Origin of the sequence: Brenneria rubrifaciens, from assembly GCF_005484945.1 — a bacterium.
In the GTDB taxonomy this organism is placed as follows: domain Bacteria; phylum Pseudomonadota; class Gammaproteobacteria; order Enterobacterales; family Enterobacteriaceae; genus Brenneria; species Brenneria rubrifaciens.
In genome coordinates this window covers 2078744-2104459 of record NZ_CP034035.1, presented here as the reverse complement: position 1 = coordinate 2104459, position 25716 = coordinate 2078744, and the positions used below count along the sequence as shown (strand labels likewise).

16 protein-coding genes are annotated in these 25716 nt (G+C 53.5%); 11 read left to right on the top strand and 5 right to left on the bottom strand.

What is annotated here, in order from left to right; all coding sequences use genetic code 11:
- The first annotated feature begins 172 nt into the window (after positions 1 to 172).
- Complete coding sequence (locus tag EH207_RS09755; RefSeq protein ID WP_137713830.1) at positions 173 to 8818, top strand: glycoside hydrolase family 94 protein; 8646 nt, start codon at positions 173 to 175, stop codon at positions 8816 to 8818.
- Between the two features lie 125 nt (positions 8819 to 8943).
- Here the strand turns inward: EH207_RS09755 and EH207_RS09750 are convergent, their stop codons facing one another.
- Positions 8944 to 10161: an EAL and HDOD domain-containing protein gene (locus tag EH207_RS09750; protein WP_137713829.1), complete on the bottom strand. Its 1218-nt coding sequence runs from the start codon at positions 10159 to 10161 to the stop codon at positions 8944 to 8946.
- A 592-nt stretch (positions 10162 to 10753) separates the two neighbouring features.
- On the opposite strand from EH207_RS09750, the gene aspS reads away from it, so the two are divergent.
- The 6 genes from aspS (at position 10754) to ruvB (ending at position 16075) form a co-directional block, all read left to right on the top strand.
- Entirely contained in the window at positions 10754 to 12559 is a 1806-nt protein-coding gene (gene aspS, locus EH207_RS09745; protein ID WP_137713828.1) for an aspartate--tRNA ligase, read from the top strand.
- 1 nt (position 12560) lies between these two features.
- Positions 12561 to 13004, top strand: coding sequence for a dihydroneopterin triphosphate diphosphatase (nudB, locus tag EH207_RS09740; protein ID WP_137713827.1), 444 nt, complete (start codon positions 12561 to 12563; stop codon positions 13002 to 13004).
- A gap of 23 nt (positions 13005 to 13027) precedes the next feature.
- Positions 13028 to 13771, top strand: coding sequence for a YebC/PmpR family DNA-binding transcriptional regulator (locus tag EH207_RS09735; protein ID WP_137713826.1), 744 nt, complete (start codon positions 13028 to 13030; stop codon positions 13769 to 13771).
- A 63-nt stretch (positions 13772 to 13834) separates the two neighbouring features.
- Positions 13835 to 14356 carry a crossover junction endodeoxyribonuclease RuvC gene (gene ruvC, locus EH207_RS09730; protein WP_137713825.1) on the top strand — a complete coding sequence of 174 codons (522 nt, stop codon included), beginning with the start codon at positions 13835 to 13837 and terminating at the stop codon, positions 14354 to 14356.
- A gap of 86 nt (positions 14357 to 14442) precedes the next feature.
- Entirely contained in the window at positions 14443 to 15063 is a 621-nt protein-coding gene (ruvA, locus tag EH207_RS09725; protein WP_137713824.1) for a Holliday junction branch migration protein RuvA, read from the top strand.
- A 7-nt stretch (positions 15064 to 15070) separates the two neighbouring features.
- Complete coding sequence (gene ruvB, locus EH207_RS09720; protein WP_137713823.1) at positions 15071 to 16075, top strand: Holliday junction branch migration DNA helicase RuvB; 1005 nt, start codon at positions 15071 to 15073, stop codon at positions 16073 to 16075.
- A gap of 36 nt (positions 16076 to 16111) precedes the next feature.
- Here ruvB and znuB read toward each other — a convergent pair whose 3' ends face one another.
- Positions 16112 to 16897: a zinc ABC transporter permease subunit ZnuB gene (znuB, locus tag EH207_RS09715; protein WP_137713822.1), complete on the bottom strand. Its 786-nt coding sequence runs from the start codon at positions 16895 to 16897 to the stop codon at positions 16112 to 16114.
- Positions 16894 to 17652 (bottom strand): zinc ABC transporter ATP-binding protein ZnuC, encoded by a 759-nt coding sequence (gene znuC, locus EH207_RS09710; RefSeq protein WP_137713821.1) that lies wholly within the window; start codon positions 17650 to 17652, stop codon positions 16894 to 16896. The genes znuB and znuC overlap by 4 nt, the downstream gene beginning before the upstream one ends.
- Before the next feature lie 76 nt (positions 17653 to 17728).
- On the opposite strand from znuC, the gene znuA reads away from it, so the two are divergent.
- From znuA to lpxM, 3 genes are all read left to right on the top strand, one after another.
- Positions 17729 to 18709, top strand: coding sequence for a zinc ABC transporter substrate-binding protein ZnuA (gene znuA / locus EH207_RS09705; RefSeq protein ID WP_137713820.1), 981 nt, complete (start codon positions 17729 to 17731; stop codon positions 18707 to 18709).
- 12 nt (positions 18710 to 18721) lie between these two features.
- The gene (mepM, locus tag EH207_RS09700; RefSeq protein ID WP_137713819.1) at positions 18722 to 20044 is read left to right on the top strand and encodes a murein DD-endopeptidase MepM; all 1323 of its coding nucleotides are present in this window, start codon (positions 18722 to 18724) and stop codon (positions 20042 to 20044) included.
- Positions 20045 to 20197: 153 nt separating this feature from the next.
- The gene (lpxM, locus tag EH207_RS09695) at positions 20198 to 21169 is read left to right on the top strand and encodes a lauroyl-Kdo(2)-lipid IV(A) myristoyltransferase (RefSeq protein ID WP_137713818.1); all 972 of its coding nucleotides are present in this window, start codon (positions 20198 to 20200) and stop codon (positions 21167 to 21169) included.
- 84 nt (positions 21170 to 21253) lie between these two features.
- On the opposite strand, the gene pyk is transcribed toward lpxM, so the two are convergent.
- Positions 21254 to 22696: a pyruvate kinase gene (gene pyk / locus EH207_RS09690; protein WP_137713817.1), complete on the bottom strand. Its 1443-nt coding sequence runs from the start codon at positions 22694 to 22696 to the stop codon at positions 21254 to 21256.
- Between the two features lie 298 nt (positions 22697 to 22994).
- A complete protein-coding gene (locus tag EH207_RS09685) occupies positions 22995 to 23864 on the bottom strand; it encodes a MurR/RpiR family transcriptional regulator (RefSeq protein WP_137713816.1) in 870 nt (289 codons plus the stop codon).
- A gap of 371 nt (positions 23865 to 24235) precedes the next feature.
- Between EH207_RS09685 and zwf the strand changes: the two genes are divergently transcribed.
- Positions 24236 to 25711: a glucose-6-phosphate dehydrogenase gene (gene zwf / locus EH207_RS09680; protein WP_137713815.1), complete on the top strand. Its 1476-nt coding sequence runs from the start codon at positions 24236 to 24238 to the stop codon at positions 25709 to 25711.
- The last annotated feature ends 5 nt before the right edge of the window (positions 25712 to 25716 follow it).

Genomic DNA, 25716 nt, shown 5'->3' with positions numbered 1-25716 from the left:
CTGCATTTCCACTATCGCGACGCGGTGTCTGCTTTTTTTACGGTTCGAGCGAATTGATCATACATTTCCTGTATCAAGTGCAGACAATCCTGCGCTAATAAGGTTTGCCAGCTTTCTGGAGGTTACCTTAAACATGCCGCCGTATCTTCCGCGTTTAGGCTAAAAGGCGATTATGAATAGATTCCCCCGGGCGCTTTCCTTCTTGCGCCAAACCACTTTGCGTCAAGCATCTCCCCCGTGGAATGACACTCTCCCCGTCAGAGGGGAATTGTTCGGCATGGAACGGCTGGAACAACATGGGCGCACGCTGGCTGCGGCTCAACCTGTGACATTGTCACCTCCTGATGTGACCTCATTACACCAGCGCTTAAATGATAACGCGAAGGTCTTGCTGGCGGCCTACCGCACCAGCGCGCACGAACTGGAGAGAGGCGGTAACGTGGAGCCGGCGGCGGAGTGGTTATTGGATAATTATCATCTGGTGGCGGCGCAAATTCGTGAAATCCGTGAAGATCTGCCCCCACGATACTACCGGCAACTGCCTAAATTATCACAGGGGCCTTTTGCCGGTTATCCGCGGGTATTTGGTCTGGTGTGGGCGTTTATCGCCCATACTGACAGCCATGTCGACCCCGAGGCGCTGCGCCGCTTCATCATGGCCTATCAAGAAGTTCAGCCCCTGACCATAGGTGAACTCTGGGCGGTGGCCATCACCCTGCGTATTGTGCTGATAGAAAACTTGCGCCGCCTCGCCGACGAGATGACCGTCGGCCGTCAGGCCCGCGCAGAGGCGGAGCGGGTGGCAAATAGCCTATTGCGCGCCGGCGATACCGACGCCGGACGGGATGATGACATTATGGCCGGCACGATCTCTTCATATCGTTTTTTTTCTGATAATAACGAGCCGTTGTCAGAGACGTTTGCCGCTCAACTGATAAAGCGGTTACGCGATCAGGATCCCAGGACAACGCCCGCGCTGGGATGGCTTGAACAGCGGCTTAAACAGCAAGGAAGCTCGACGGAAGACGTTGTGCAACATGTGCAGCAGCGTCTGGGAAGCTCTAACGTCACCGTGCGCAATATCATTACCAGTATGCGGTTGATTTCTGATATTGACTGGGCGACGTTTTTTGAAAGCGTCAGCCTGGTGGATGCGCGTTTGCGGGCCGGCAGCGAATTCGCGGCGATGGATTTTACCACTCGGAATTTATACCGCAGCGCGATTGAACAACTTGCCCGACGGGCGACGTGCAGCGAACTGGATATCGCGGAAAAAGCGCTCCAGTTGGCCCTTCAGGTGACCGTTACCCCCGAGTCCGACGACCTCGAACGAAAACGTGAACCCGGTTACTACCTGATAGCGGAAGGCAGGCCGCAGCTTGAAGCGATCATTGGCTTTCGGCCCGCATTTGTGCTGCGTTTTAACCGATTTACGCTACGCATTGGAATGGCGAGCTACATCGGCGCCATTGGGTTTTTCACGGCGCTGTTGCTGGCAGGCGCCGGGTTTGTCTTATCGTCTTCCGCCGTGTCAAATGCCTCGCTGCTGGTAATTGGCCTGTTGTGCGTCATTCCTTTCTCTGAAATCGCCACTGCCTGGGTCAACCGGCTGATTGTCTGGCTGTTTGGCGCCGCGCCGTTGGCCGGGCTTGAACTGTTGCAAGGCGTACCGACCTCTTGCCGAACGCTGGTAGTGGTGCCAACCTTGCTGTCCGGCGAGCAGGACATGCTGCAACAGATAGAACAGTTGGAAGTACATTACCTGTCCAGCGGACAAGGGGATATCACGTTTGCGCTGTTGACCGATGGCGTGGATGCCGAAACAGAAACCCTTGCTGGCGATCAACCTCTGTTAACGCTGGCATCGCTCGGCATACAACGGCTTAACGAGCACTATGGGGAAGGGCCGGCCGGCGCGCGTTTTTTACTGCTGCACCGCCGACGATTGTTCAATAGCAGTGAAAACGTGTGGATGGGTTGGGAACGTAAACGAGGAAAACTGCATGAACTGAACCGGTTGTTACGCGGGGCCACGGATACCAGTTTTATCCCGATTGACGGACAGGCCGTCCATGTCCCTGCCGATGTTCGCTATGTGATTACGCTGGATGCCGATACCCGTCTACCCCGTGACGCAGCTTTGAAACTGATTGGCAAAATGGCTCACCCGCTTAATCAGCCGCGCTGGGACAGCAGCGGACAGCATATCGTCGCGGGTTATGCCATACTGCAACCCCGCATTACGCCCTCCCTGCCTGCGGGACACGAGGCATCGCTGTATCAGCGTATTTTCTCCGCACCAGGCGGAATCAACCCCTATGAAGCCGCCGTATCCGATGTTTATCAGGATTTGTTCGGTGAAGGTTCCTACACGGGAAAAGGCATTTACGACGTTGACGCGTTTGAACGGGCGCTTAAGGGCCTGATCCCTGAAAATAGCCTGCTCAGTCACGACCTGTTTGAGGGGATCTATGCCCGTGCGGGGCTGGCCTCCGATGTTGAGCTGGTGGAAAGCTTTCCTTCCCGTTATGACGTGATCGTCAAACGGCAACACCGCTGGACGCGCGGCGACTGGCAATTGTTGCCGTGGATTCTGGGGCAGGTGCGTAGCGCCTCGGGTTCGGCAGTGCGTTTGCCCGTGGTCGGGCGCTGGAAGATGATCGATAATTTGCGCCGTTCGCTGCTGGCGCCGGGTCTGTTATTAATGTTGTGCGGTTGGGGGATGCTGCCGCTGGACCTGGCATGGAAAGGTTTCGTTATGGTTCTGCTGGTATTGGCGTTTCCCGCCTGTTTACCGGCCTTCTGGGATGCGGCCGCCCGCTGTCTGCGGGGCTTGACCCGACAACAGCCGCTTAATCAAAGCCATCCTTTCCGGCATTTGTATAGCGATCTCAAGCTGGCATTGATGCAGGCGTTTCTCTCACTGGCCTTTCTTGCCGATCATAGCTGGCAAGCGCTCGATGCGCTGATTCGCACACTTGCGCGGCTAACCGTTACCCGGCGACATTTGCTGGAATGGACGACGGCGGCCCAGTCTGGAAGGAGCCCGCGTCTGACCATAGTCGGTTTTTATCGTCAGATGAAGGGCGGTCTACTGCTAAGTGCGGTCGTGGTTGGCGGCGCTTTGCTGGTGTCGCCTCAGAACTGGCCGCTTTGGTTGCCTCTCGGCCTGTTGTGGCTGATGGCCCCGGCGCTGGCGCAGTGGGTCAGTCGGGAACGCGCCGTTTCGCGTCAGGAAAATATCGGCGAGCCGGATAAGCGGGCCTTGCGATTAATCGCACGACGGACCTGGCGTTTTTTTGAAACCTTTGTCACCGAGGATGAATATCACCTGCCGCCGGATAACTTTCAGGAGCGACCCAAACCGGTGGTGGCCCACCGAACCTCGCCAACCAATATCGGCCTGTATTTACTCTCTGCCGTCGCCGCGCGGGATTTTGGCTGGTGTGGTCTCTCCGCCGTGGTCGACCGGCTCAGCGCTACCCTGGCGACAATGGATCGATTGCCGCGTTTTAGAGGTCATTTTCTGAACTGGTACGGCACGCGGGATTTGCAAACGCTGCATCCTGCCTATGTGTCCTCGGTTGATAGCGGCAATCTGGCCGGTAATCTGATCGTATTGGCGAACGCCTGCGAGTTGTGGCAGGAAGAACCGGGGACGCGGGACATTCGCGAGCCGCTGGCCGACCATCTGCTTTTGATCCGCGAATCTTTGTCGTTGTATAGAGAAACGCGGGGTGAGATCGCGTTATTCAGACCGCTGGCGAAAATAAAGCACTCGCTGCATGGTCATCGGTCAATGGAACGCCTGATACCGGAAGCCAGGTCGCAACTGGAAGAATTGTTGCAACGAGTTCATACGCTGTTGCCGCCTGCCGATGATGATGAAACTATTCCTGAGCCGATCTTCTGGATTCATGCGACCCAATCGATGCTGGCTGCCCATGAGCAGGAGTTTCAATATTCAGCCGCTGAGCGCGAAGCGCTGAATCAACGCCTGCAAACGCTGGCGCAGCGCGCCCGCAAAATGGCGATGGAAATGGACTTTGCATTTCTTATCGATTCAGAACGCAAGCTGCTGTCGATCGGCTATTTAATGTCTGAAAATCAGCTTGACGTCAGTTGTTACGATCTGCTGGCCTCCGAAGCCCGGCTGGCCAGCCTGTTCGCTATCGCGAAAGGGGACGTCGGTACACGCCACTGGTTTCGGCTGGGGCGTTCGGCGGTTCATACCGCTCATGGTTCGGCGCTGATGTCCTGGTCTGGTTCAATGTTTGAATATTTGATGCCGTCATTAGTGATGCAAACGCCAGTGGGGAGTTTGCTGGAACAAACGATGCGCGCGGTCGTCGCGCAACAACAGGCTTATGGACGCGCCTTATCCGTGCCCTGGGGCATTTCCGAGTCGGCCTATAACGCGCGGGACATTGATTTTACCTATCAGTATTCAAACTTTGGCGTGCCTGGTTTGGGATTAAAGCGCGGACTGGCGGATAATCTGGTCGTGGCGCCTTATGCCACCGGATTGGCAACGATGGTTGACCCGCTGGCCGCTTGCCGAAACTATGCGTATCTAGCCGCAATGGGGGCTTCCGGTCGCTATGGCTTTTATGAAGCGCTTGATTTCACCCCGTCCCGTCTGCCGGAGAAAGAAAAGGTCGCCATTGTTTACAGTTTCATGGCGCACCACCAGGGAATGACGCTGGTCGCGATTGCCAACACGTTACACCACGGTAATATGCGCCAGCGTTTCCATCGCGAGCCCATGATTCAGTCATGTGAATTACTGTTGCAGGAAAGCCTGCCTGTGCATGCCGCTCTCGCCGAACAGCAGGTTGAAGATCTCAAAGTCGGCGGCTGGGAAAGCCGCAATGAAACGGCACTGGTGCGGCGCTTCTCCGCGTCTCCCTCTGGCGCGCCGATCACGCATTTACTCTCTAATGGCCGCTACGCGGTGATGTTAACCACGACGGGGTCCGGCTATAGCCAATGGCGCGGATTAGCGATTACACGTTGGCGTGAAGACACCACGCAGGATGCCTGGGGCAGTTTTGTATTGCTGCGCGATACGCGCAGCAATCGGATCTGGTCTGCGGGCGAGCAACGTCAGTTGAGCGAAACGGTGGGCAACCTGCCAGTCTCATCCGGTCTGATTGGCAGCAAAATTGGTGGGCCGACTCATCGTTATGAGGTGATTTTTGGCGAAGACCACGCCTCTTATATCCGGCATGAGCGCTCTCTGACCACCACTCAGGATGTGCTGGTGTCAGGAGAAAGCGACGGGGAAGTACGCCGGGTGACGCTAACCAACAGCGGACGGCGGCGGCGAGACATCGAGCTGACCTCCTACGCGGAAATTGTATTGGCCCCTGCCAGCGCCGATATCGCGCATAGCGCGTTTTCTCGCCTGTTTGTGCAAACCGAATATCTGGATGAGTTTGGCGCCCTGATCGCCACCCGGCGCCCGCGAACGCCTGATGAGCCGCCCGTCTGGGCGGCGCACTTCGTGGTGCTGGAAGGCGCGGTCGGCAGCAAAATGCAGTATGAGTCTGATCGCGCCCGTTTTATCGGGCGGGGACAGTCCGTGATGACGGCGGATGCCATTCTGGGACATCAGCGGCTGTCAAACACCACCGGTACGGTGCTTGATCCCATTTTTTCACTGCGTCAGCAGGTGCATATTCCCGCAGGCAAAACGGTGCGTCTGGCATTTTGGACCGTAGTGGCCGCATCGCGTGAGGAATTGCTTGCGGTGATTGATAAACATCACGATCGCAGCGCCTATGAGCGGGATAAGACCTTTGCCTGGACGCAGGCCCAGGTGCAATTGCGTCATCTTGGCGTGAAATCTGAAGAAGCCGCGGATTTTCAGCGTTTGGCTGCCCCGGTCATTTATACCGATCCGCGTTTCCGTGCGCCTTCCGCATCCATCGTGGATGGCGCGGGCCAGCAATCCGGCCTGTGGTCAATGTCTATTTCCGGCGATCTGCCGATTGTGCTGCTGCGCATTGATGATATTGACGATATGGCGCAAGTGCATCAGTTGTTGCGAGCCCATGAATACTGGCGAATGAAATTGCTGAACGTGGATTTGGTGATTGTGAATGAACGGTCGTCGTCTTATATCCAAAATTTGCAGATCGCCATTGAAACGGCGATCCGCAGCAGCCAATCGAGGCCGCGTCTGGGTGGCGCATCCACGCGTGGCGAGGTATTTGCGCTGCGTGCCGATCTACTGTCGAAAGAATCAAAAGCGCTGTTGCTGTCAATCGCACGGGTATCGCTGACCGCCCGCCGGGGGCCGATTTCCCATCAGTTGGCGTTGATTCCGCCTTCGCCCTGGGAAGTTCGCCCGGTTAACGCAGCATCGCCGGAGAGCCTGCCGGATAAAACCCCGCGTCCTGAGGGGTTGGCGTTCTTCAACGGGATCGGGGGCTTCGATCGGCAGGGCCGGGAGTATGTCACCGTGCTGGATGCCACCCATGCCACGCCCGCGCCGTGGATTAATGTTATCGCTAATCCCACGTTTGGATTTCAGGTTTCCGCGCAGGGAAGCGGCTACACGTGGGCGGAAAACAGTCGTGAAAATCAATTGACCCCCTGGGGAAATGATGCGGTGATTGATCCCGGCGGTGAAGCGCTGTACATCCGCGACGACATGAGCGGGGTGCTGTGGACGCCGACCCGGTGGCCGATAAATGACGGTGGATGCTACGTAGCGCGGCATGGCTTTGGCTATAGCCGATTTACCCATGATGCCAATGGTATTGCTTCAGAATTATGCCAGTACGTCCCGCTGGCTGACCCGATAAAAATCTCCCGTTTACGATTGCGCAATACCTCAACGCAGGTACGCCAACTGACGATCACGGCTTACGCGGAGTGGGTGCTGGGCACCTCACGCAGCGCCAGCGCGCCTTATCTGCTAAGTCATGTGGATGACCCCACGGGGGCGGTTCTGGTGGAGAATCCCTGGTCTGGCGGCTTTCCCGGACGGGTCGGCTTTGCCGATTTGTCTGGCTGTCAGTCATCGCTCACGGCGGACAGAACGGAGTTTCTGGGGCGCGATGGGCACATGCGCTCGCCGGCGGCATTGGTGAAAAACAGCCCGCTGTCAGGGAATACCGAGGCGGGGTTCGATCCGTGTTGCGCGTTACAGACCACCGTCACTATCGCGCCGGGTGAGCAGGCCGAGGTTGTCTGGCTTATCGGACAGGACGCCGCTGTTGAACCGGTCAGAAAACTGATTGAGAAATACCGGCAGATCGATCTGGACCAGGTGTTGCGTGAAGTTGAAGCGCACTGGGACTCGGTGACGGGGGCGGTGGTCGTAAAAACGCCCGATAGCGCCATGGATATCATGCTCAACGGGTGGCTGCTGTATCAGACGTTGTCCTGCCGTATTCAGGCCCGCTGCGGCTTTTATCAGGCTAGCGGGGCTTATGGCTTCCGCGACCAGTTGCAGGACGGCATGGCCTTAACTTTTTCCCGTCCTCAGGATACGCGGCAACATCTATTGCGCGCCGCGGGCCGGCAGTTTGCCGAAGGGGATGTGCAGCACTGGTGGTTGCCGCATTCCGGTGCCGGGGTGAGAACGCATATTTCTGACGACCGGGTCTGGCTGGCGTATGCGACCGCCACCTATGTGCAGGTGAGTCAGGATTACGATGTCCTCGCCGAACAAGTGGGTTTCCTGGAAGGCCCGCCCGTTGCCGAGGGGGAACATGACGCGTTCTTCCAGCCAACGCCGTCCACGCAAACCGCGTCGCTATTTGAACACTGCGCGCGCGGTCTGGATCAATGTCTGCGCCTGACGGGGCAGAATGGTTTGCCGCTGATCGGCGGGGGAGACTGGAATGACGGTATGAACCGTGTCGGCGAGGGGGGAAAAGGTGAGAGCGTCTGGCTGGGATGGCTGCTGATCCATACCATAGAACGCTTTGCGCCGTTGGCTGATAAACGTGACGCGGCGCGGGCGGTTCGCTGGCGCGCTCATGCGGCGTCAGTCAGGGAGGCGATCGAGCGCTCGGCATGGGACGGCGCCTGGTATCGTCGGGCGACGTTTGATGATGGCACCTGGCTGGGCAGTAAGAGTAATGATGAGTGCGCCATCGACGCAATCGCACAGTCATGGGCGGTGCTTTCGGGCGCGGCGAATGCGGAACGGGCGGCGACGGCGATGGCGTCGCTGGAGGAGTATCTTATTCGCCGCGATGACGGGCTCGCGTTGTTGTTCACACCTCCGTTTGACCGTACGGCGCGAGATCCCGGCTACATCAAAGGCTATCCGCCGGGGTTACGCGAAAATGGCGGTCAATACACCCATGCGGCGATGTGGTCGATACTGGCTTTCGCAACGTTGGGCGAAGGGAATAAGGCCGCCGGCCTGTTTGCCTTGCTTAACCCGATTAACCACGGTTCGACAGCGGAGCAGATTGCTCGTTACCGGGTTGAGCCTTATGTCATGGCGGCCGACGTCTATTCCGTGGCGCCGCATATCGGACGCGGCGGCTGGACCTGGTATACCGGATCGGGGGGGTGGATGTACCGCGCCGGCGTCGAGGGGATTTTAGGTATCCGCCGAGAGGGGAGTCAGTTGGTATTGTGTCCGTGCATTCCCGATGACTGGCCCGGTTTTGAGGCAAAAGTAACATTGGGAGAAAGTCACTACCTGATTAAGGTCGTGAATGACGCTCACCGATGCCGGGGGATCTCACGGGCAACGTTGGATGAGGTCGAGATACCGCTTGATGCGAAACAAGAACAGATAAAGATCGAATTAATAAAAGGGGAGCATTCTATTCAGCTCACATTATAAAAAGAATGATTGACGACTTATTCTCGTTATCTTTGAGTAGCCGCGCTGCGGTCACTCAAAGGTTTTGTGATGCGTTATCGTCATAGATATGCCGTTTGTCATTTTATGTTAATGCTATCAATAAATTAAAGCATTTCATCAGCCCAAAGTGTCGCATCCATTACTATGCGGAAAAAGTCCGCTTCATTTATTTGCAGACAGCTTAGGTAAAAATTAAGATGCTCCCACTGCTGTTGCTCATATTCAGAAATTAATGTCAAGTAGACGGCAAATTCACCAGTATGATTCAATAAAGCCCGATTGACCTTGTCAGATAAGGTTATCTGAGAAAGCAATAAAGGCATCGGGCAATCTAAAATGGCATCAAGCAGTGACAATAATCCGCACAAGAAGGCTTCTGTCGGATCATCTTCAAGGTTACGCCCGATATGGAGTAATTCACAAATCCTGGCCCTGATTAAACTCGAGTGATATATTTCGCTGGGTTTTTCCGCATTGCTGTTTGTTATACTGATTAATGAGATAAAACGCTTAAGTTTTTTCTGCCCAAGGAGGATAGACATCGCGCGAAAAGACATGGAAGAAGAGGTTATGCCGAACCGAGTATTGTATTTAATATTGGTAACATACCGCATTAGCTTATAATAAAGAGATAAATCTGCAAAAACTAACTCTTCAATTCTGGCATAGTTAAGTTCCTGATTATTAATTTCTTTCAGCAGTCTGATGGTGCTACTGGAATTATTAATTAATCTTTTTGATTTCATGATTTCCGGTCGACTAAAAAAATATCCTTGAAACAGCGTTATTCCGATTTTCTTTCCCTGCATATACTGTTCATGGGTTTCTACCTTTTCGGCAAGGTAGGTCAGATGATTGTGAGTGGAGGTGTTAATAAAACTTCCAATCTCATCGAATGTTGACCTTTTTAAATCAAATTTTATTATATCGACGTAAGGTAAAAATCTATTCCAGTCAGGGTTCATTATGAAATCATCAAGCGCGAACTTGAATCCTTTTTGGTGCATCTTTTTTATTGCATTGAATAATTTATCGTCAGGCGTGGCGCTTTCAAGAATTTCAATGACCACTTTTTCAAGTGGCAATATTTCCGCTTGACCATTTATTAACATTTGGTAAGGGAAGTTTACATAGCACAATTGTTCACCGGCTAACTTGATTAACGGATTTGTCAAAAATTGGTCGGATATGAGTTGAGCGGTGGCGAATTCAGCGCTGACGTCAGGGAATTTATTCGTGACATCAATGCGAAAAAGGAGTTCATAGGCAACTGTTTCGAGGCGGTGGTTTAAAATGGGTTGACGGGCAACGAATGAATACATAATTAGTCTCCATGTAAGCCATGTTTATGAGAAATTTTTATCAAAGAAATCAATATCAATGACGTAGTCCTTTTTGTCATGGCGTAGAGAAGATATAGGTCACTCGTGATTTTAGCATACTCGGTTAAACATAGTGTTTTGATATTTTGTGAATCTATATTATTTTAGTTTTTATAACCGAATTGTTTTTCATTAAAAGTTATTTGTTCTAAATATTTTGTCTACGGTAGCGGGATATCAGATGCCGGGATTCAGGCGCCGGCGTTTTTTATCCCAGGGGTAAAGATGCCGCAACTTTTTTAACAACAGGGCACGATGCGCCAACCCTCAGGCAAGTTCGGTTAACAAATTTACCCGGTATGCGCGGTCATCTTATTAGCCGATAATGAAATTTATCAAAATAGAGTGTGCTGGCGAGCCGCAGAGCGTTACCTTCATACTTATCGCGCGGGCGAATTTCCTTTATAATGCTCGCCTTTTTTCACCGGACACTAATCCAGAAAAACCATGCCGTATAACAATATCATTGCCTTTTCGATTGTCGCGTACAGCGAAAACGCGTGGGTGGTGCGGCTGAGTAAAAGGACATCGTATGCGTACTATATATTGCGGGCAGTTGAATTCGTCCCATGTGGGCCAGGAAGTGACATTGTGCGGTTGGGTTAACCGCCGCCGCGATCTGGGGGGGTTGATTTTTATCGATATGCGCGATCGCGAAGGGCTGGTTCAGGTGTTCTTCGACCCGGATCGTCAGGACGCATTTAAACTGGCATCCGAACTACGCAACGAATTCTGCATTCAACTTACCGGTACGGTGCGCGCCCGCCCGGAAAGTCAGATTAACAAAGAGATGGCCACGGGCGAGATCGAAATTTTCGCCAGCGATTTGACCATCATTAACCGCTCAGAGGCGCTGCCGCTGGACGCTAACCAGACCAATACCGAAGAAGCGCGTCTTAAATACCGTTACCTGGATTTACGTCGTCCTGAAATGGCGCAACGTTTGAAAACCCGTGCCCGCATCACCAGCTTTGTTCGCCGTTTTCTGGACGATCACGGTTTTCTGGATATCGAAACCCCGATGCTGACAAAAGCAACGCCGGAGGGCGCGCGGGATTATCTGGTGCCAAGCCGTGTTCATAAAGGCAAATTCTATGCGTTGCCGCAGTCGCCGCAGTTGTTCAAACAATTGCTGATGATGTCGGGTTTTGACCGCTACTATCAAATCGTCAAATGTTTCCGTGATGAAGACTTGCGCGCCGACCGTCAACCGGAATTCACCCAGATTGATGTAGAAACCTCGTTCATGACCGCGCCGCAGGTGCGTGAAGTGATGGAAAAACTGGTGCGTGAATTGTGGCTGGATGTTAACGGCGTGGATCTGGGCGAGTTCCCGGTCATGACCTTCGCGGAAGCGATGCGTCGCTTCGGCTCCGATAAGCCGGATCTGCGCAACCCGCTGGAACTGGTGGATGTGGCCGATCTGGTCAGGGACATAGAATTTAAAGTGTTCTCCGGCCCGGCCAATGACGCCAAAGGCCGCGTTGCCGTCATCCGCGTACCCGGCGGGGCGCAACTGAGCCGTAAGCAGATTGATGAATACGGCAAGTTTGTTGAAATTTATGGCGCCAAAGGGCTGGCCTACATCAAGGTTAACCAGCGCGCCAACGGTTTGGAAGGCGTGCAGAGTCCGGTAGCCAAATTCCTGAGTGAAACGGTGCTGGCCGCGCTGCTGGAACGTACCGGCGCCACCGATGGCGATATCCTGTTCTTTGGCGCGGATAGCGCGAAAGTGGTGACCGATGCGCTGGGGGCGCTGCGTCTTAAACTGGGGCGCGATCTGCGCCTGACCAAAGACCTGAGCTGGGCGCCGCTGTGGGTGATCGACTTCCCGATGTTTGAAGAAGATGAGGAGGGCGGTCTGGCGGCGATGCACCACCCGTTCACCGCGCCGCGCGATATGTTGCCTGCGGAACTGGCCGCCAGCCCGGTGTCGGCGATCGCCAACGCCTACGATATGGTCATCAATGGCTATGAAGTCGGCGGAGGGTCCGTGCGTATTCATAATGGTGAAATGCAGCAAACGGTATTTGGTATGCTTGGCATCAACGAGCATGAACAACGTGAAAAATTCGGCTTCCTGCTTGATGCGCTGAAATTTGGCACGCCGCCGCACGCGGGGCTGGCATTTGGTCTGGATCGTCTGGTGATGCTGTTAACCGGTACGGACAACATCCGCGACGTTATCGCCTTCCCGAAAACCACGGCGGCCGCCTGTTTGATGACGGAAGCGCCGAGCTTTGCCAATCCAGCCGCGTTGGATGAATTGTCCATTGCCGTCGTCGGCAAAGGTAAAATTGCGCAGGATGCTCAGGCTAGTCAGTCAGAGAACGAATAACATGGCATATAAGCGACCCGTTTCGGTTCTGGTGGTGATTTATGCCCGTGATACCGGGCGGGTGCTGATGCTGCAACGGCGTGACGATCCTGATTTCTGGCAGTCGGTCACCGGCAGCCTAGAAGAGGGTGAAAGCGCGTCGTTTGCCGCGCAGCGTGAAGTTAAAGAAGAAGTGAATATCGATATATCCGCCGAGGCGTTATCACTCTTTGACTGTCAACGCTGTATTGAGTTTGAGCTATTTGCTCATTTGAGACGTCGCTATGCGCCAGGGGTGACGCACAATACGGAACATTGGTTCTGTCTGGCGTTGCCCGAAGAACGTGAGGTGATCATTACCGAACACCTTGCTTATCAGTGGCTGGATGCGCCCGGTGCGGCGCAGTTGACCAAGTCGTGGAGTAACCGGCTGGCGATTGAGGAATTTGTTAGTTATCCGGCCTGAACAGGCTTTTTTCGGAGATTTTTATGGCAGGTCATAGTAAGTGGGCCAACACAAAGCATCGTAAAGCAGCACAGGACGCCAAACGCGGCAAGATTTTTACCAAGATCATCCGCGAACTGGTCACCGCCGCCCGGTTGGGCGGCGGCGATCCGGGGTCAAACCCGCGTCTGCGTGCGGCGATCGATAAAGCCCTGTCCAACAATATGACGCGTGATACCCTGAACCGCGCCATTGCCCGCGGCGTGGGCGGTGACGAAGACAGCAACATGGAAACCATTATTTATGAAGGTTACGGTCCCGGCGGCACTGCCGTAATGGTGGAATGTCTGAGCGACAACCGTAACCGTACCGTTTCCGAGGTTCGTCACGCGTTTACCAAATGCGGCGGTAACCTGGGCACCGACGGTTCGGTTGCTTATCTGTTCGCCAAAAAAGGCGTTATCTCTTATGCGCCGGGTCTGGATGAGGACACGGTGATGGACGCCGCGCTGGAGGCGGGCGCGGACGACGTCGTCACCTATGATGACGGCGCGATTGATGTTTTCACGCCGTGGGAAACCTTCGGTGAAGTGAAAGATGCGCTGGACGCCGCGGGGCTGGCGGCGGAATCCGCGGAAGTTTCCATGATCCCTTCCACCAAAGCGGATATGGATGCGGAAACCGCGCCGAAGTTGATGCGTCTGATCGACATGCTGGAAGACTGCGATGACGTACAGGAGGTTTACCACAACGGCGAGATCTCCGACGAGGTGGCGGAACTGCTGTGATGGCAGCCCGGTAATGCAGGGAAAACCACACCTAACCGACAAACGAACCGGTGGAGCGGTGCGATGACAATTATTCTGGGCATCGATCCCGGTTCGCGCGTAACCGGTTACGGCATTATCCGCCAGCAAGGGCGTCAACTGACCTACCTCGGCAGCGGATGTATACGAACCGTTGTGGATGATATGCCAACGCGTCTTAAGCTGATCTACGCTGGCGTGAGTGAAATTATTACGCAATTTCGACCGGACACTCTGGCGATTGAACAGGTGTTCATGGCGAAAAATCCGGACTCGGCGTTAAAGTTGGGTCAGGCGCGCGGCGCGGCGATTGTCGCGGCGGTGAATCAGGACTTGCCGGTATCGGAATACGCTGCCCGACTGGTGAAACAAACCGTGGTGGGCACGGGGGCGGCGGACAAAAAGCAGGTGCAGCATATGGTGCGCTCATTGCTGAAACTGTCCTCCAGCCCGCAGGCTGATGCGGCCGACGCTCTGGCTATCGCCATTACCCACTGTCATTTCAGTCAAAACCTGATTCGTAGCGTGACAGGAAAAATCAATCCGCTGGCGGGACGGTTACGCTGAAGTCTGAGGCTGGATATTCATCCAGCCTTTTTTATGCTATAAGCTATACCCTATTCTTTGCTGATAAACGTAAAAGGAAGATCAACGTGATAGGTCGTCTCAGAGGCATTATTCTGGAAAAACAACCGCCGCAGGTGCTGATTGAAGCAAACGGCGTTGGCTATGAAGTCCACATGCCGATGACCTGCTTTTACGAACTCCCTGATTTGGCGCAGGAAGCGGTGATTTTTACCCATTTTGTAGTGCGAGAGGATGCGCAACTGCTGTTCGGTTTCAACGACAGGCAGGAGAGGGCGCTGTTCCGCGAATTGATCAAGGTGAACGGCGTCGGCCCGAAACTGGCGCTGGCGATCCTTTCCGGCATGTCGGCCACCCAGTTTGTCAGCGCGGTTGAGCGGGGGGAGATTGGCGCACTGGTGAAATTGCCCGGCGTAGGTAAGAAAACCGCCGAGCGGCTGGTGGTGGAAATGAAAGACCGTTTTAAAGGTTTAAGCGGCGAGCTATTTAACCCGGTTGGAAATGTTCCGCTGGCGTCTTCTCCCGCCGAAGAGGATAAAAACGCGTCCGATCCTGAAGCGGAGGCGGCTTCCGCGCTGATTGCGCTGGGCTATAAACCTCAGGAGGCGAGCCGGTTGATTACCCGGGTCGCTCAACCGGATGCAGATTGTGAAACGCTGATCAGAGACGCGTTGCGCATTGCGCTGTGAGGTATTCATGATTGAAGCTGATCGTTTGATTTCCGCAGAAGCGATTCCCGAAGAGGAAATCATAGACCGCGCCATCCGTCCGAAATTGTTATCGGAATATGTGGGTCAACCCCAGGTGTGCGAACAGATGGAGATTTTCATCCAGGCCGCCCGCCAACGGGGGGATGCGCTGGACCACCTGTTGATTTTTGGCCCGCCGGGGCTGGGGAAAACCACGTTGGCCAACATTGTCGCTAACGAAATGGGCGTTAATCTGCGCACAACCTCCGGGCCGGTATTGGAAAAGGCCGGGGATCTGGCGGCGCTGTTGACCAACCTTGAACCGCACGATGTGCTGTTTATTGATGAAATCCATCGGCTGTCGCCGGTGGTGGAAGAGATCCTGTATCCGGCGATGGAAGATTACCAACTGGATATCATGATTGGCGAAGGGCCGGCGGCGCGATCCATCAAACTGGATTTGCCGCCGTTTACGCTCATCGGCGCGACCACGCGGGCCGGTTCGTTGACCTCCCCGTTGCGTGACCGTTTTGGTATCGTGCAGCGCCTTGAGTTCTATAAGGTTGCGGATTTACAGTACATTGTCAGCCGCAGCGCGCAATGTCTGGGGTTGGACCTGACGTATGAGGGGGCGCTGGAAGTGGCCCGCCGTTCACGCGGTACGCCGCGTATTGCTAACCGGCTGTTGCGCCGGGTAAGGGACTTCTCAGAGGTTAAATCTGAAGGGGCGATCACCGCGGAGGTGGCGACTCAGGCGCTGGATATGCTGGCGGTGGATACCGAAGGGTTCGATTACATGGATCGGAAACTACTGCTGGCGATTATCGAAAAATTTACGGGTGGCCCGGTCGGGCTGGATAATCTGGCTGCGGCGATTGGCGAGGAGCGGGAAACCATCGAAGACGTGCTGGAACCGTTCCTGATCCAGCAGGGCTTTATTCAACGCACGCCACGCGGGCGAATGGCAACCCAGCACGCATATCGCCATTTCGGTCTGACGCGCGAGGAGTAATTTTCCTCACGCGCTTTACTCACTGCATGATTTAAATCAGGCAGGCTGTCTTTTGATTAAGCTGGCAATAAACAACAGCGAGGCGCAAAGCACCACGGACGGTCCGGCTGGCGTGTTGTAGCTGGCTGAAAAGGCCAGCCCTCCCGTGATCGCAATCATGCCGGCAACCATCGCAAAGCCCGCCATTTGTTCCGGCGTTTTCGCGAAACGTCGGGCGCTGGCCGCCGGAATAATCAACAGTGATGTAATGATCAACGCGCCGACAAACTTCATGGCGATTCCGATGGTCAACGCCGTGACCAGCATCAAAATCAGTTTGGTCCGCTGAAGTTTCACACCGTCGGTATGGGCCAGTTCCGGGCTGACGGTCATGGAAAGCAGGGCGCGCCATTGCCACATCATCACCGCGACGACGACGACGACACCGCAGCCGATAAACCACAGATCGTCTGACGTTACCGAGAGCAAATCCCCAAATAGGTAAGCCATCAGGTCAACGCGGACATTGTCCATCAGACTGACGACCACCAGCCCCAATGACAGCGCACTGTGCGCCATGATGCCCAGTAGTGTATCAATAGCCAGATAGGGTCTGCGTTCAAGCCACACCAGTCCTAAAGCCAGCGCCAGCGTGACGGCAATGACGGTATAAAAGAGGTGAATATCCAGCAGCAGGCCGAAAGCGATGCCCAGCAACGACGCATGGGCCAGCGTATCGCCAAAGTAAGACATGCGTCGCCAGACCACGAACGAACCGAGCGGACCTGCCGCCACAGCCAGAAAAATCCCAGCCAGCCAGCCGGGTAAGAGAAGCTCAATCATTGCTCGCTCCCCCCTTGTCTTTTCAGCACAATTCGGCCATGCAGGTCATGACGGTGATTATGGTGATGGCGGTAAACCGCCAATTGCTCGGCACCGCGATGGCCAAACATGGCTAAAAATTCAGGGTGCAAAGAAACCTCTTCCGGGGCGCCGGAGCAACAGATATGTTGATTGAGACACAGCACCTCATCGGTTTTCGCCATAACCAGATGGAGATCGTGGGAAACCATCAGTACGCCGCAATTGAATTCCTTCCGTAGCTGGTTGATTAAATCGTAAAGGGCAAGCTGTCCGTTCACATCCACGCCCTGCGTTGGTTCATCCAACACCAAAAGCTGTGGCTGATTCAGTAATGCGCGGGCCAGCAGCACGCGCTGAGTTTCACCGCCCGACAGTTTTTGCATGGGCTGTTCCAGCAGGTGCGCTGCCTGAACGCGTTTGAGGGCCGGCAGAACATCCTGCTGTTTTACGCCGGGACGCAGACGCATAAAACGGCTGACGGTTAACGGCAGGGTGGCGTCAAGATGTAGTTTCTGCGGAACGTAACCAATGCGTAAACCCGGTGTTTTCTGTAGCGTGCCGGACGTGGGGGACAATAATCCCAGAACGACCCTGACCAGCGTCGATTTCCCCGCGCCATTCGGCCCCAGAAGCGTAAGAATTCGTCCCGCACGTAAAGACAGCGAGATATCTGACAGCACTTCCCGGCGGTCAAACGTAACGGAAATTTTATTGAGTGATACCAATGTGGACATATAATTCGTCTTGCACAGGTTTTGTAATGTTATAATATAACAACTCGTGCGTTAAAAGTCGATGGGATAACCCTCAATGCAAAAGTGTATTCAGAAAAATAAATGGTTAAAAAGAGCGTTTGCCGCCGGCGCTCTGATAATGGCAGTGGATTCGATCGGTGCGGCTTCCGCGACTATCGTGACATCAATCCGCCCGTTGGGATTCATTGCTTCGGCGATAGCGGAAGGCGTGACCCCAACAGAGGTCTTGTTACCTGATGGCGCGTCGCCACATGATTATGCCTTGCGCCCGTCTGATGTCCAGCGGTTACAGTCTGCCGATCTGGTTATTTGGGTCGGGCCGGAACTGGAAGCTTTTTTAGGAAAACGGCTGTCCCAGGTTTCTTCGGCAAAGCAAATCGCACTCGCGAACCTGCCCGCTATTAAGGCCGAACTGATAAAAGAGGCGGCTCATCAACACGGACATGATGCCGATCGTGACCATGCGGCCAGCGAAAATGGGCATGAAGAAGCGGACGATGGACACCATCAGGGTGAATACAATATGCACATTTGGCTCTCGCCGGAGATGTCAAAACAGGCGGCAATTGCAATCCACAAAAAATTATTGGAACTTATGCCTCAAAATAAAGACAAACTAGACGCGAATCTGCTTTATTTTACGGATAAAATCGCGCAGATAGATGAAAAAGTTGCTAAGATGCTAGCGCCTGTGCAGGGTAAGGGATATTTCGTGTTTCATGATGCCTATGGCTACTATGAGAAACACTACGGTCTAAGCCCGTTAGGGCATTTTACGATCAATCCCGCGATTCAACCCGGCGCACAGCGCTTACACCAGATTCGGACACAATTAGTTGAGCATAAAGCCGTATGTGTTTTTGCTGAACCACAATTCAGGCCTGCCGTTATTAATGCTGTTGCCAAGGGAACTGACGTGCGCTCGGGCGTGCTGGACCCATTGGGGAGCAATATCAAACTGGGTAGAGATAGCTATACGGATTTCCTGTTGCAGTTATCGAACCAGTATCGGAGCTGTCTGGAGGAAAAATTATGAGGATACGAATAAGTGCAGCAGATAGTCGGATCTATCGCTCTGGCGTATAACAGCTTACCAAGGCCCCATCGCGTTATGCTGGGGTCTCTTACCGTTATAACACTGGCCGTTGCTGTTTGGCGGCCTTTTGTTTATCCCCCCGCCAATGACGCGCCCGTGGTGGTGAAAGATATCACTCTGGAAGCCAATCAACTGCGTAGGCTGGCTCCTGAAGCCAGTGAACCGATCGACCAGCCTGCACCGGATGATGAAATTCCGCAAGATGAATTGGACGACAAAGTCTCCGATGAAAGCGGCGTGCATGAATACGTGGTGTCAACAGGCGATACGCTGAGCAGCATTCTTACCCAGTACGGCATAGATATTGCCGATATCACGCAGCTTGCCGAGCGAAATAGCGATCTGCGTAATCTCAAAATCGGGCAGCAAATCTCCTGGGTGCTGGGTGAAAATGGCGAATTGCGCACGTTGACTTGGCAGATGTCCCGCCGTGAAACCCGTATCTATGAACGTGTTGGTTCTGATTTCAAAGAAAGAATCGAAATGCTGAAGGGGGAGTGGCGCAACGCCGTGATGAACGGTCGTTTAAACGGTAGCTTTGTCAGCAGCGCCAGAAATGCGGGTCTGAACAACAGTGAAGTCAGCGCAGTGATCAAAGCCCTGCAATGGCAGTTGGACTTTCGTAAATTACGCAAAGACGACACGTTCTCCGTGCTGATGTCCCGTGAAATTCTGGATGGTAAGAGTGAGCAGAGCGAACTGTTGGCCGTGCGCCTGAATACCGGCGGAAAGGATTATTTCGCCATTCGCGCGGCAGACGGCAAATTCTACGATCGTGAAGGCTCAGGTCTGACCCGCGGATTTATGCGCTTCCCTACCATGAAACAGTTCCGTATTTCTTCCAACTTCAATCCCCGACGTCTTAACCCGGTCACGGGGCGTGTTGCCCCGCATAGAGGCGTCGACTTCGCGATGCCGATTGGTTCGCCGGTGCTGGCGGTGGGGGATGGTGAAGTGGTAATTGCTAAACGCAGCGGTGCGGCAGGTAACTATGTGGCTCTTCGTCACGGCCGTCAGTACACCACGCGCTACATGCACATGAACCGGATACTGGTGAAGGCAGGACAAAAAGTGAAGCGTGGCGATCGGATCGGTTTATCCGGCAATACCGGCCGTTCCACTGGGCCGCATTTGCATTATGAATTTTGGATAAACCAGCAGGCCGTCAACCCGCTTACGGCCAAGTTGCCGCGTTCAGAAGGGTTATCCGGTAAAGAACGCCGCGATTATCTGGCTCAGGTAAAAGAAATTATTCCACAACTTACGTTTGACTAATCTTGTTTGCTGTTTTTCTGCCGGTAGCGGCTTGCTGCCGGCATTTTCATTTGTGGGTCACTAATTTTTGTTGTGCTTTTTAGGGGGCGTCGCTAATTGGGAGGCGATGTTGGCAGTTATCACTATCTTGTGAGTTCTTTGAAGAGTTATTGCATGGAAAACGAGAAAAAAACCTGCGCTGAGTTTGTGCCTCAGTTCCAACGAGCCTTTTATCACCCACGTTACTGGGGCGTCTGGATGAGCGTTGGCGCAATGGCGGTTGTCGCCTATGTCCCCGCGCGTTTAAGAAATCCGATATTGGGCGGACTAGGGCGCTTTGTTGGCCGATTGTCAAAAGGCGCTCGCCGCCGCGCACGAATCAACCTGCTGTACTGTATGCCAGATCTGACCGATGAGCAGCGCGAAACCATTATCGATAGTATGTTTGCAACGGCTCCCCAAACGATAATCTTGATGGTTGAGATGGGTATCCGCAATCACGGTAATGTCGAGAAATATGTTCGCTGGCATGGCGAAGAGATTCTGAATAAGTTGAAAGCGCAACAGCGGAATGTCATCTTTCTGGTGCCACACGGCTGGGGCGTGGATATCCCGGCGATGTTGATGGCCTCGCGCGGGCAACGAATGGCTGCGATGGTTCATAATCAGAAAAATGCGCTGATGGACTTTTGGTGGAACACGTTGCGCCGTCGCTTTGGCGGCCGAATTCATACGCGTAACGCGGGCATAAAACCCTTTGTCAGTTCAGTGCGGCAGGGATACTGGGGGTATTATCTTCCCGATCAGGATCATGGTGCGGAGAATAGTGAATTCGTGGATTTTTTTGCCACCTACAAGGCAACCTTGCCGGCAATCGGCCGCTTGATGGCGATTTGCCGTGCGGACATTGTGCCTCTGTTTCCGGTATACAATGAGAAAACGTGTTGTCTGGAAATATTTATTCGCCCGCCAATGGACGATCTGGCTGGCGCTGACGATGAATATATCGCCCGCCGTATGAACGAGGAAATTGAGATTTTTGTCAGACCGAATCCAGAACAATACACATGGATTCTCAAGCTGCTGAAAACTCGCAAGCCGGGTGAGATTGAGCCCTATTGCCGGGACGATTTGTACCGGAATTAAGCCGGGTGTATGCGATTACAAAAAGGCCGGACGATGATGAACCGTCCGGCTTTTTTATCCGTGAACTTCCGTGGTGCCAGGCCGTTATTCCACGCGCAGGATACGGATCGTGTTAGTGGTGCCGACCGTGCCCATCACGTCACCTTGCGTCACAATAACCAGATCCCCGGACATCAGGAACCCTTTGTCGCGCAGCAGGATAACCGCGTCATTAGCAGCGGCTACGCCGTCGGTATAGCTGTAGAAGTGTACCGGCGTGACGCCGCGATAGAGCGCTGCCAGATTGAGCGTATGTTCATGGCGTGACATGGCAAAAATAGGCAGACCGGAACTGATACGTGACATCATCAGCGCGGTGCGCCCTGATTCCGTCATGGCGATCAGCGCCGTGACGCCTTTCAGATGGTTAGCCGCATACATCGATGACATTGCGATAGATTCTTCCGTGTTCTCAAACTGCACATCAAGGCGATGTTTGGACACATTGATGCTGGGGATTTTCTCGGCGCCAAGACAGACTTTCGCCATTGCTGACACCGTTTCCGCCGGATATTGCCCCGCTGCGGTTTCGGCGGAAAGCATCACGGCGTCGGTGCCGTCCAGCACGGCGTTGGCCACGTCCATCACCTCAGCACGAGTCGGCATCGGGTTGGTGATCATGGATTCCATCATCTGCGTGGCGGTAATGACGGCACGGTTGAGCTGACGCGCACGGCGGATCAGCTTTTTCTGAATACCCACCAGTTCGGGATCGCCGATTTCAACCCCCAAATCACCACGTGCAACCATCACGACGTCGGAAGCCAGGATAATGTCATCCATGGCTTCATCAGAACAGACGGCTTCCGCACGCTCGACCTTGGAAACGATCTTGGCATGACAGCCTGCGTCACGGGCCAGACGACGGGCGTAGTTTAAATCTTCACCCGTACGCGGGAAGGAGACGGCCAGATAATCCACGCCGATTTTTGCGGCGATGATGATGTCTGCTTTGTCCTTTTCGGTTAATGCTTCGGCGGAAAGGCCGCCGCCCAGCTTGTTGATCCCTTTATTGTTCGACAAGGGGCCGCCGACGGTGACTTCGGTATACACTTTCATGCCTTCAACCTGGAGGACTTTCAACTGTACGCGGCCATCGTCCAACAGCAAGGTGTCGCCAGGCACAACGTCCGCCGGTAGCCCCTTGTAATCGATACCGACTTTCTCTTTATCGCCTTCGCCTTTGGACAGGTTGGCGTCCAACAGGAATTTGTCGCCCACGTTGAGAAAGATTTTACCTTCCTTGAAAGTGGACACTCGAATTTTCGGCCCCTGTAAATCGCCCAGTATGGCGACATGCCGACCTAATTTGGCCGCAATTTCACGAACTCGGTTAGCACGTAATTGGTGATCTTCGGGGGTGCCGTGAGAAAAATTCATGCGTACTACGTTAGCGCCCGCGCTGATAATCTTTTCAAGATTATTGTCACGGTCGGTAGCTGGCCCCAGGGTGGTGACAATTTTGGTTCTTCTGAGCCGTCTGGACATGTGTAACTCCGTTGACTTGTGAAGCGGTAGTGTTGCGATTGATGTCGAATAAGGCTGTAGCATGTAACTTTACGACGCAACTATTTCATTTATGCGAATATGCGAATCAACGCGCTGCCGACTCCGAACGTCCGCCGTGGCGCCGGGAAACGCCGGGTTACTCTGCCTGACCGCGTTTGAACAATGAGGTATTCGGCACTCGAATGCCTGATTAAATTTGACTTTAGTTGCTATTCTCTCTGCTTTGGGTTCTGTTACCATCGTAGCGTAATAATAAAATAGCTTAAATATTAATCAATTATATGAAAGGATTGCTAAACTTTTCCTCTTTATCGAACCGCGATTCGCGCAATGCTTCCTTGACTCGCTTCAGGTTATCCCGGAATTTTGCCCCGCGCCGCAGCGTAAAACCGGTGGCCAGTACATCAATGAGCGTCAGTTGCGCAATACGCGAAACCATCGGCATGTAGACATCGGTATCCTCGGGTACATTCACCTGCAGCGTTAATGATGCTTCCCGCGCCAGCGGCGTACCTCCCGACGTGATGGCGATGACGATGGCGTCATTTTCTCTGGCCAACTGCGCCACTTCTACCAGGCCTTTCGTTCGGCCAGTGTGGGAAATCACCACCACCACGTCGCCTTCGCTGGAGTTCATGCAACTCATGCGCTGCATGACAATATCGTCAAAATAGACCACGGGAATATTGAAACGGAAGAACTTGTTCATCGCGTCATGCGCGACAACCGCAGAAGCGCCGAAGCCAAAAAAGGAAATTTTTTTCGCCTGGGTGAGCAGATCCACAGCCCGGTTGACGGCGGCAATATCCAGACAGGATTTGACATGTTCCAGACCGGCCATCGTCGATTCAAAGATTTTGCCGGTATAAGCATCAACACTATCACTTTCTTCGACGTTACGGTTTACATAAGGTGTGCCATTCGCCAGGCTTTGGGCCAGATGAAGTTTAAAATCGGGAAAACCTTTGGTTTCCAGACGGCGACAGAAACGGTTGACGGTGGGTTCACTGACATCGGACATCTTTGCCAGGGAGGCGATACTGGAGTGAATTGCTGTTTGCGGAGCGCTCAGGATAACCTCAGCAACCTTTTTTTCAGACTTGCTCAAGAGCTCCAGACGGCTCTGGATTTTTTCCAGTATATTCATATAACACGTGCCATATAAGTATTTCCAATTTTAACCAAAGACGCAATCGATATGGATTTTGTGAAAATATACTACTCCCATGGCGCGGTTGGCAGAGGAAAAAGTGTGGCGCCGAGCGCTTTTTTTGTCAGAACATGACTTGTGTCTAACTTTCAGAAAAGTGAGCCGCTGCCAGAAACAGTGAAAAGTGCTTTTTGGGGCAACTGCCGGATGTTGCAGGCGTTTCAGTCGGTATAACAGGCTGGTTTTTGATGATATCCAACGTGTCTGCTTTGGATTTTGAGTTTTTGCTACGGTTTACTGGCTGTAGTTAAAAAGAGTACATTAATTGCTGTAATAAAATTACAGCATCCAGCAACGAGGAGATGAAAATGGCGGTAACTTCAACAGCCCAGGCATGCGACCTGGTTATTTTCGGCGCGAAGGGCGATTTGGCGCGCCGAAAATTGCTGCCTTCCCTGTATCAGTTGGAAAAAGCGGGGCATATCCACCCGGAAACCCGGATTATCGGCGTTGGCCGAGCAGAATGGGATAAAAAAGCCTACATCGGCGTAGTGCATGAAGCGCTGGAAACCTTCATGAAAGAACCCATTGATGCGTCGCTGTGGGAAATGTTGAGCGGGCGGCTGGATTTCTGCAATCTTGATGTTGAAGACACGAAAAGCTTTAGCAAACTGGGTAAGCTGCTTGACCAGAAAAACCGCACCACCATTAATTATTTCGCCATGCCGCCCAGCACGTTTGGCGCGATTTGCCGTGGTTTGGGCGCAGCCGGGTTAAACAAAGCACCCACTCGCGTCGTTATGGAAAAACCGTTGGGGACGGATTTAGCGTCCTCATGTGTTATCAACGATCAGGTTGCCGAGTATTTTGGCGAGAGTCAGGTCTATCGCATTGACCATTATTTAGGCAAAGAAACGGTATTGAACCTGCTGGCGTTGCGTTTTGCCAACTCGCTTTTTTCTGCGAACTGGGATAATCGCACCATCGATCATGTGCAGATCACTGTAGCGGAAGAGGTGGGAATAGAAGGGCGCTGGGGCTATTTTGACAAGGCAGGTCAGATGCGCGACATGATTCAAAACCACTTGTTACAGATTCTGACCATGATAGCCATGTCGCCGCCATCTGATCTGACTACCGATCGTATCCGCGATGAGAAAGTGAAAGTATTGCGTTCGCTGCGTCGTATCGATACTACCAACGTGCATGAAACCACCGTGCGGGGGCAATATACCGCCGGCTTTGTTCGGGGGAATAAAGTACCGGGTTATCTGGAAGAAGAGGGCGCGAATAAAACCAGCTGTACCGAAACCTTTGTCGCGATTCGTGTCGATATTGATGACTGGCGCTGGTCTGGCGTGCCGTTCTATCTGCGTACCGGCAAACGTCTGCCGACGAAATGTTCCGAAGTTGTCGTGTATTTCAAAAACCCGGCGCTGAATCTGTTCCATGATTCCTACCAGCAGTTGCCGCAAAACAAGCTGATTATTCGCTTGCAGCCGGATGAAGGCGTTGAAATCCAGATTCTCAATAAAATCCCTGGGCTGGATCATAAGCATCGCCTGCAAACGGTCAAACTGGATCTGAGTTTCTCTGAAACGTTCAATCAGCAGCATCTGGCGGATGCGTATGAGCGTCTGTTACTGGAATCCATGCGCGGTATTCAGGCCCTGTTTGTGCGCCGTGATGAAGTGGAAGAAGCCTGGAAATGGGTGGACTCAATCATGGACGCCTGGTCGATGGATAATGACGCGCCGAAGCCCTATCAGGCGGGAAGTTGGGGGCCGGTTGCTTCCGTGGCGATGATTACCCGCGACGGGCGCTCCTGGAACGAGTTTGAATAAAATCG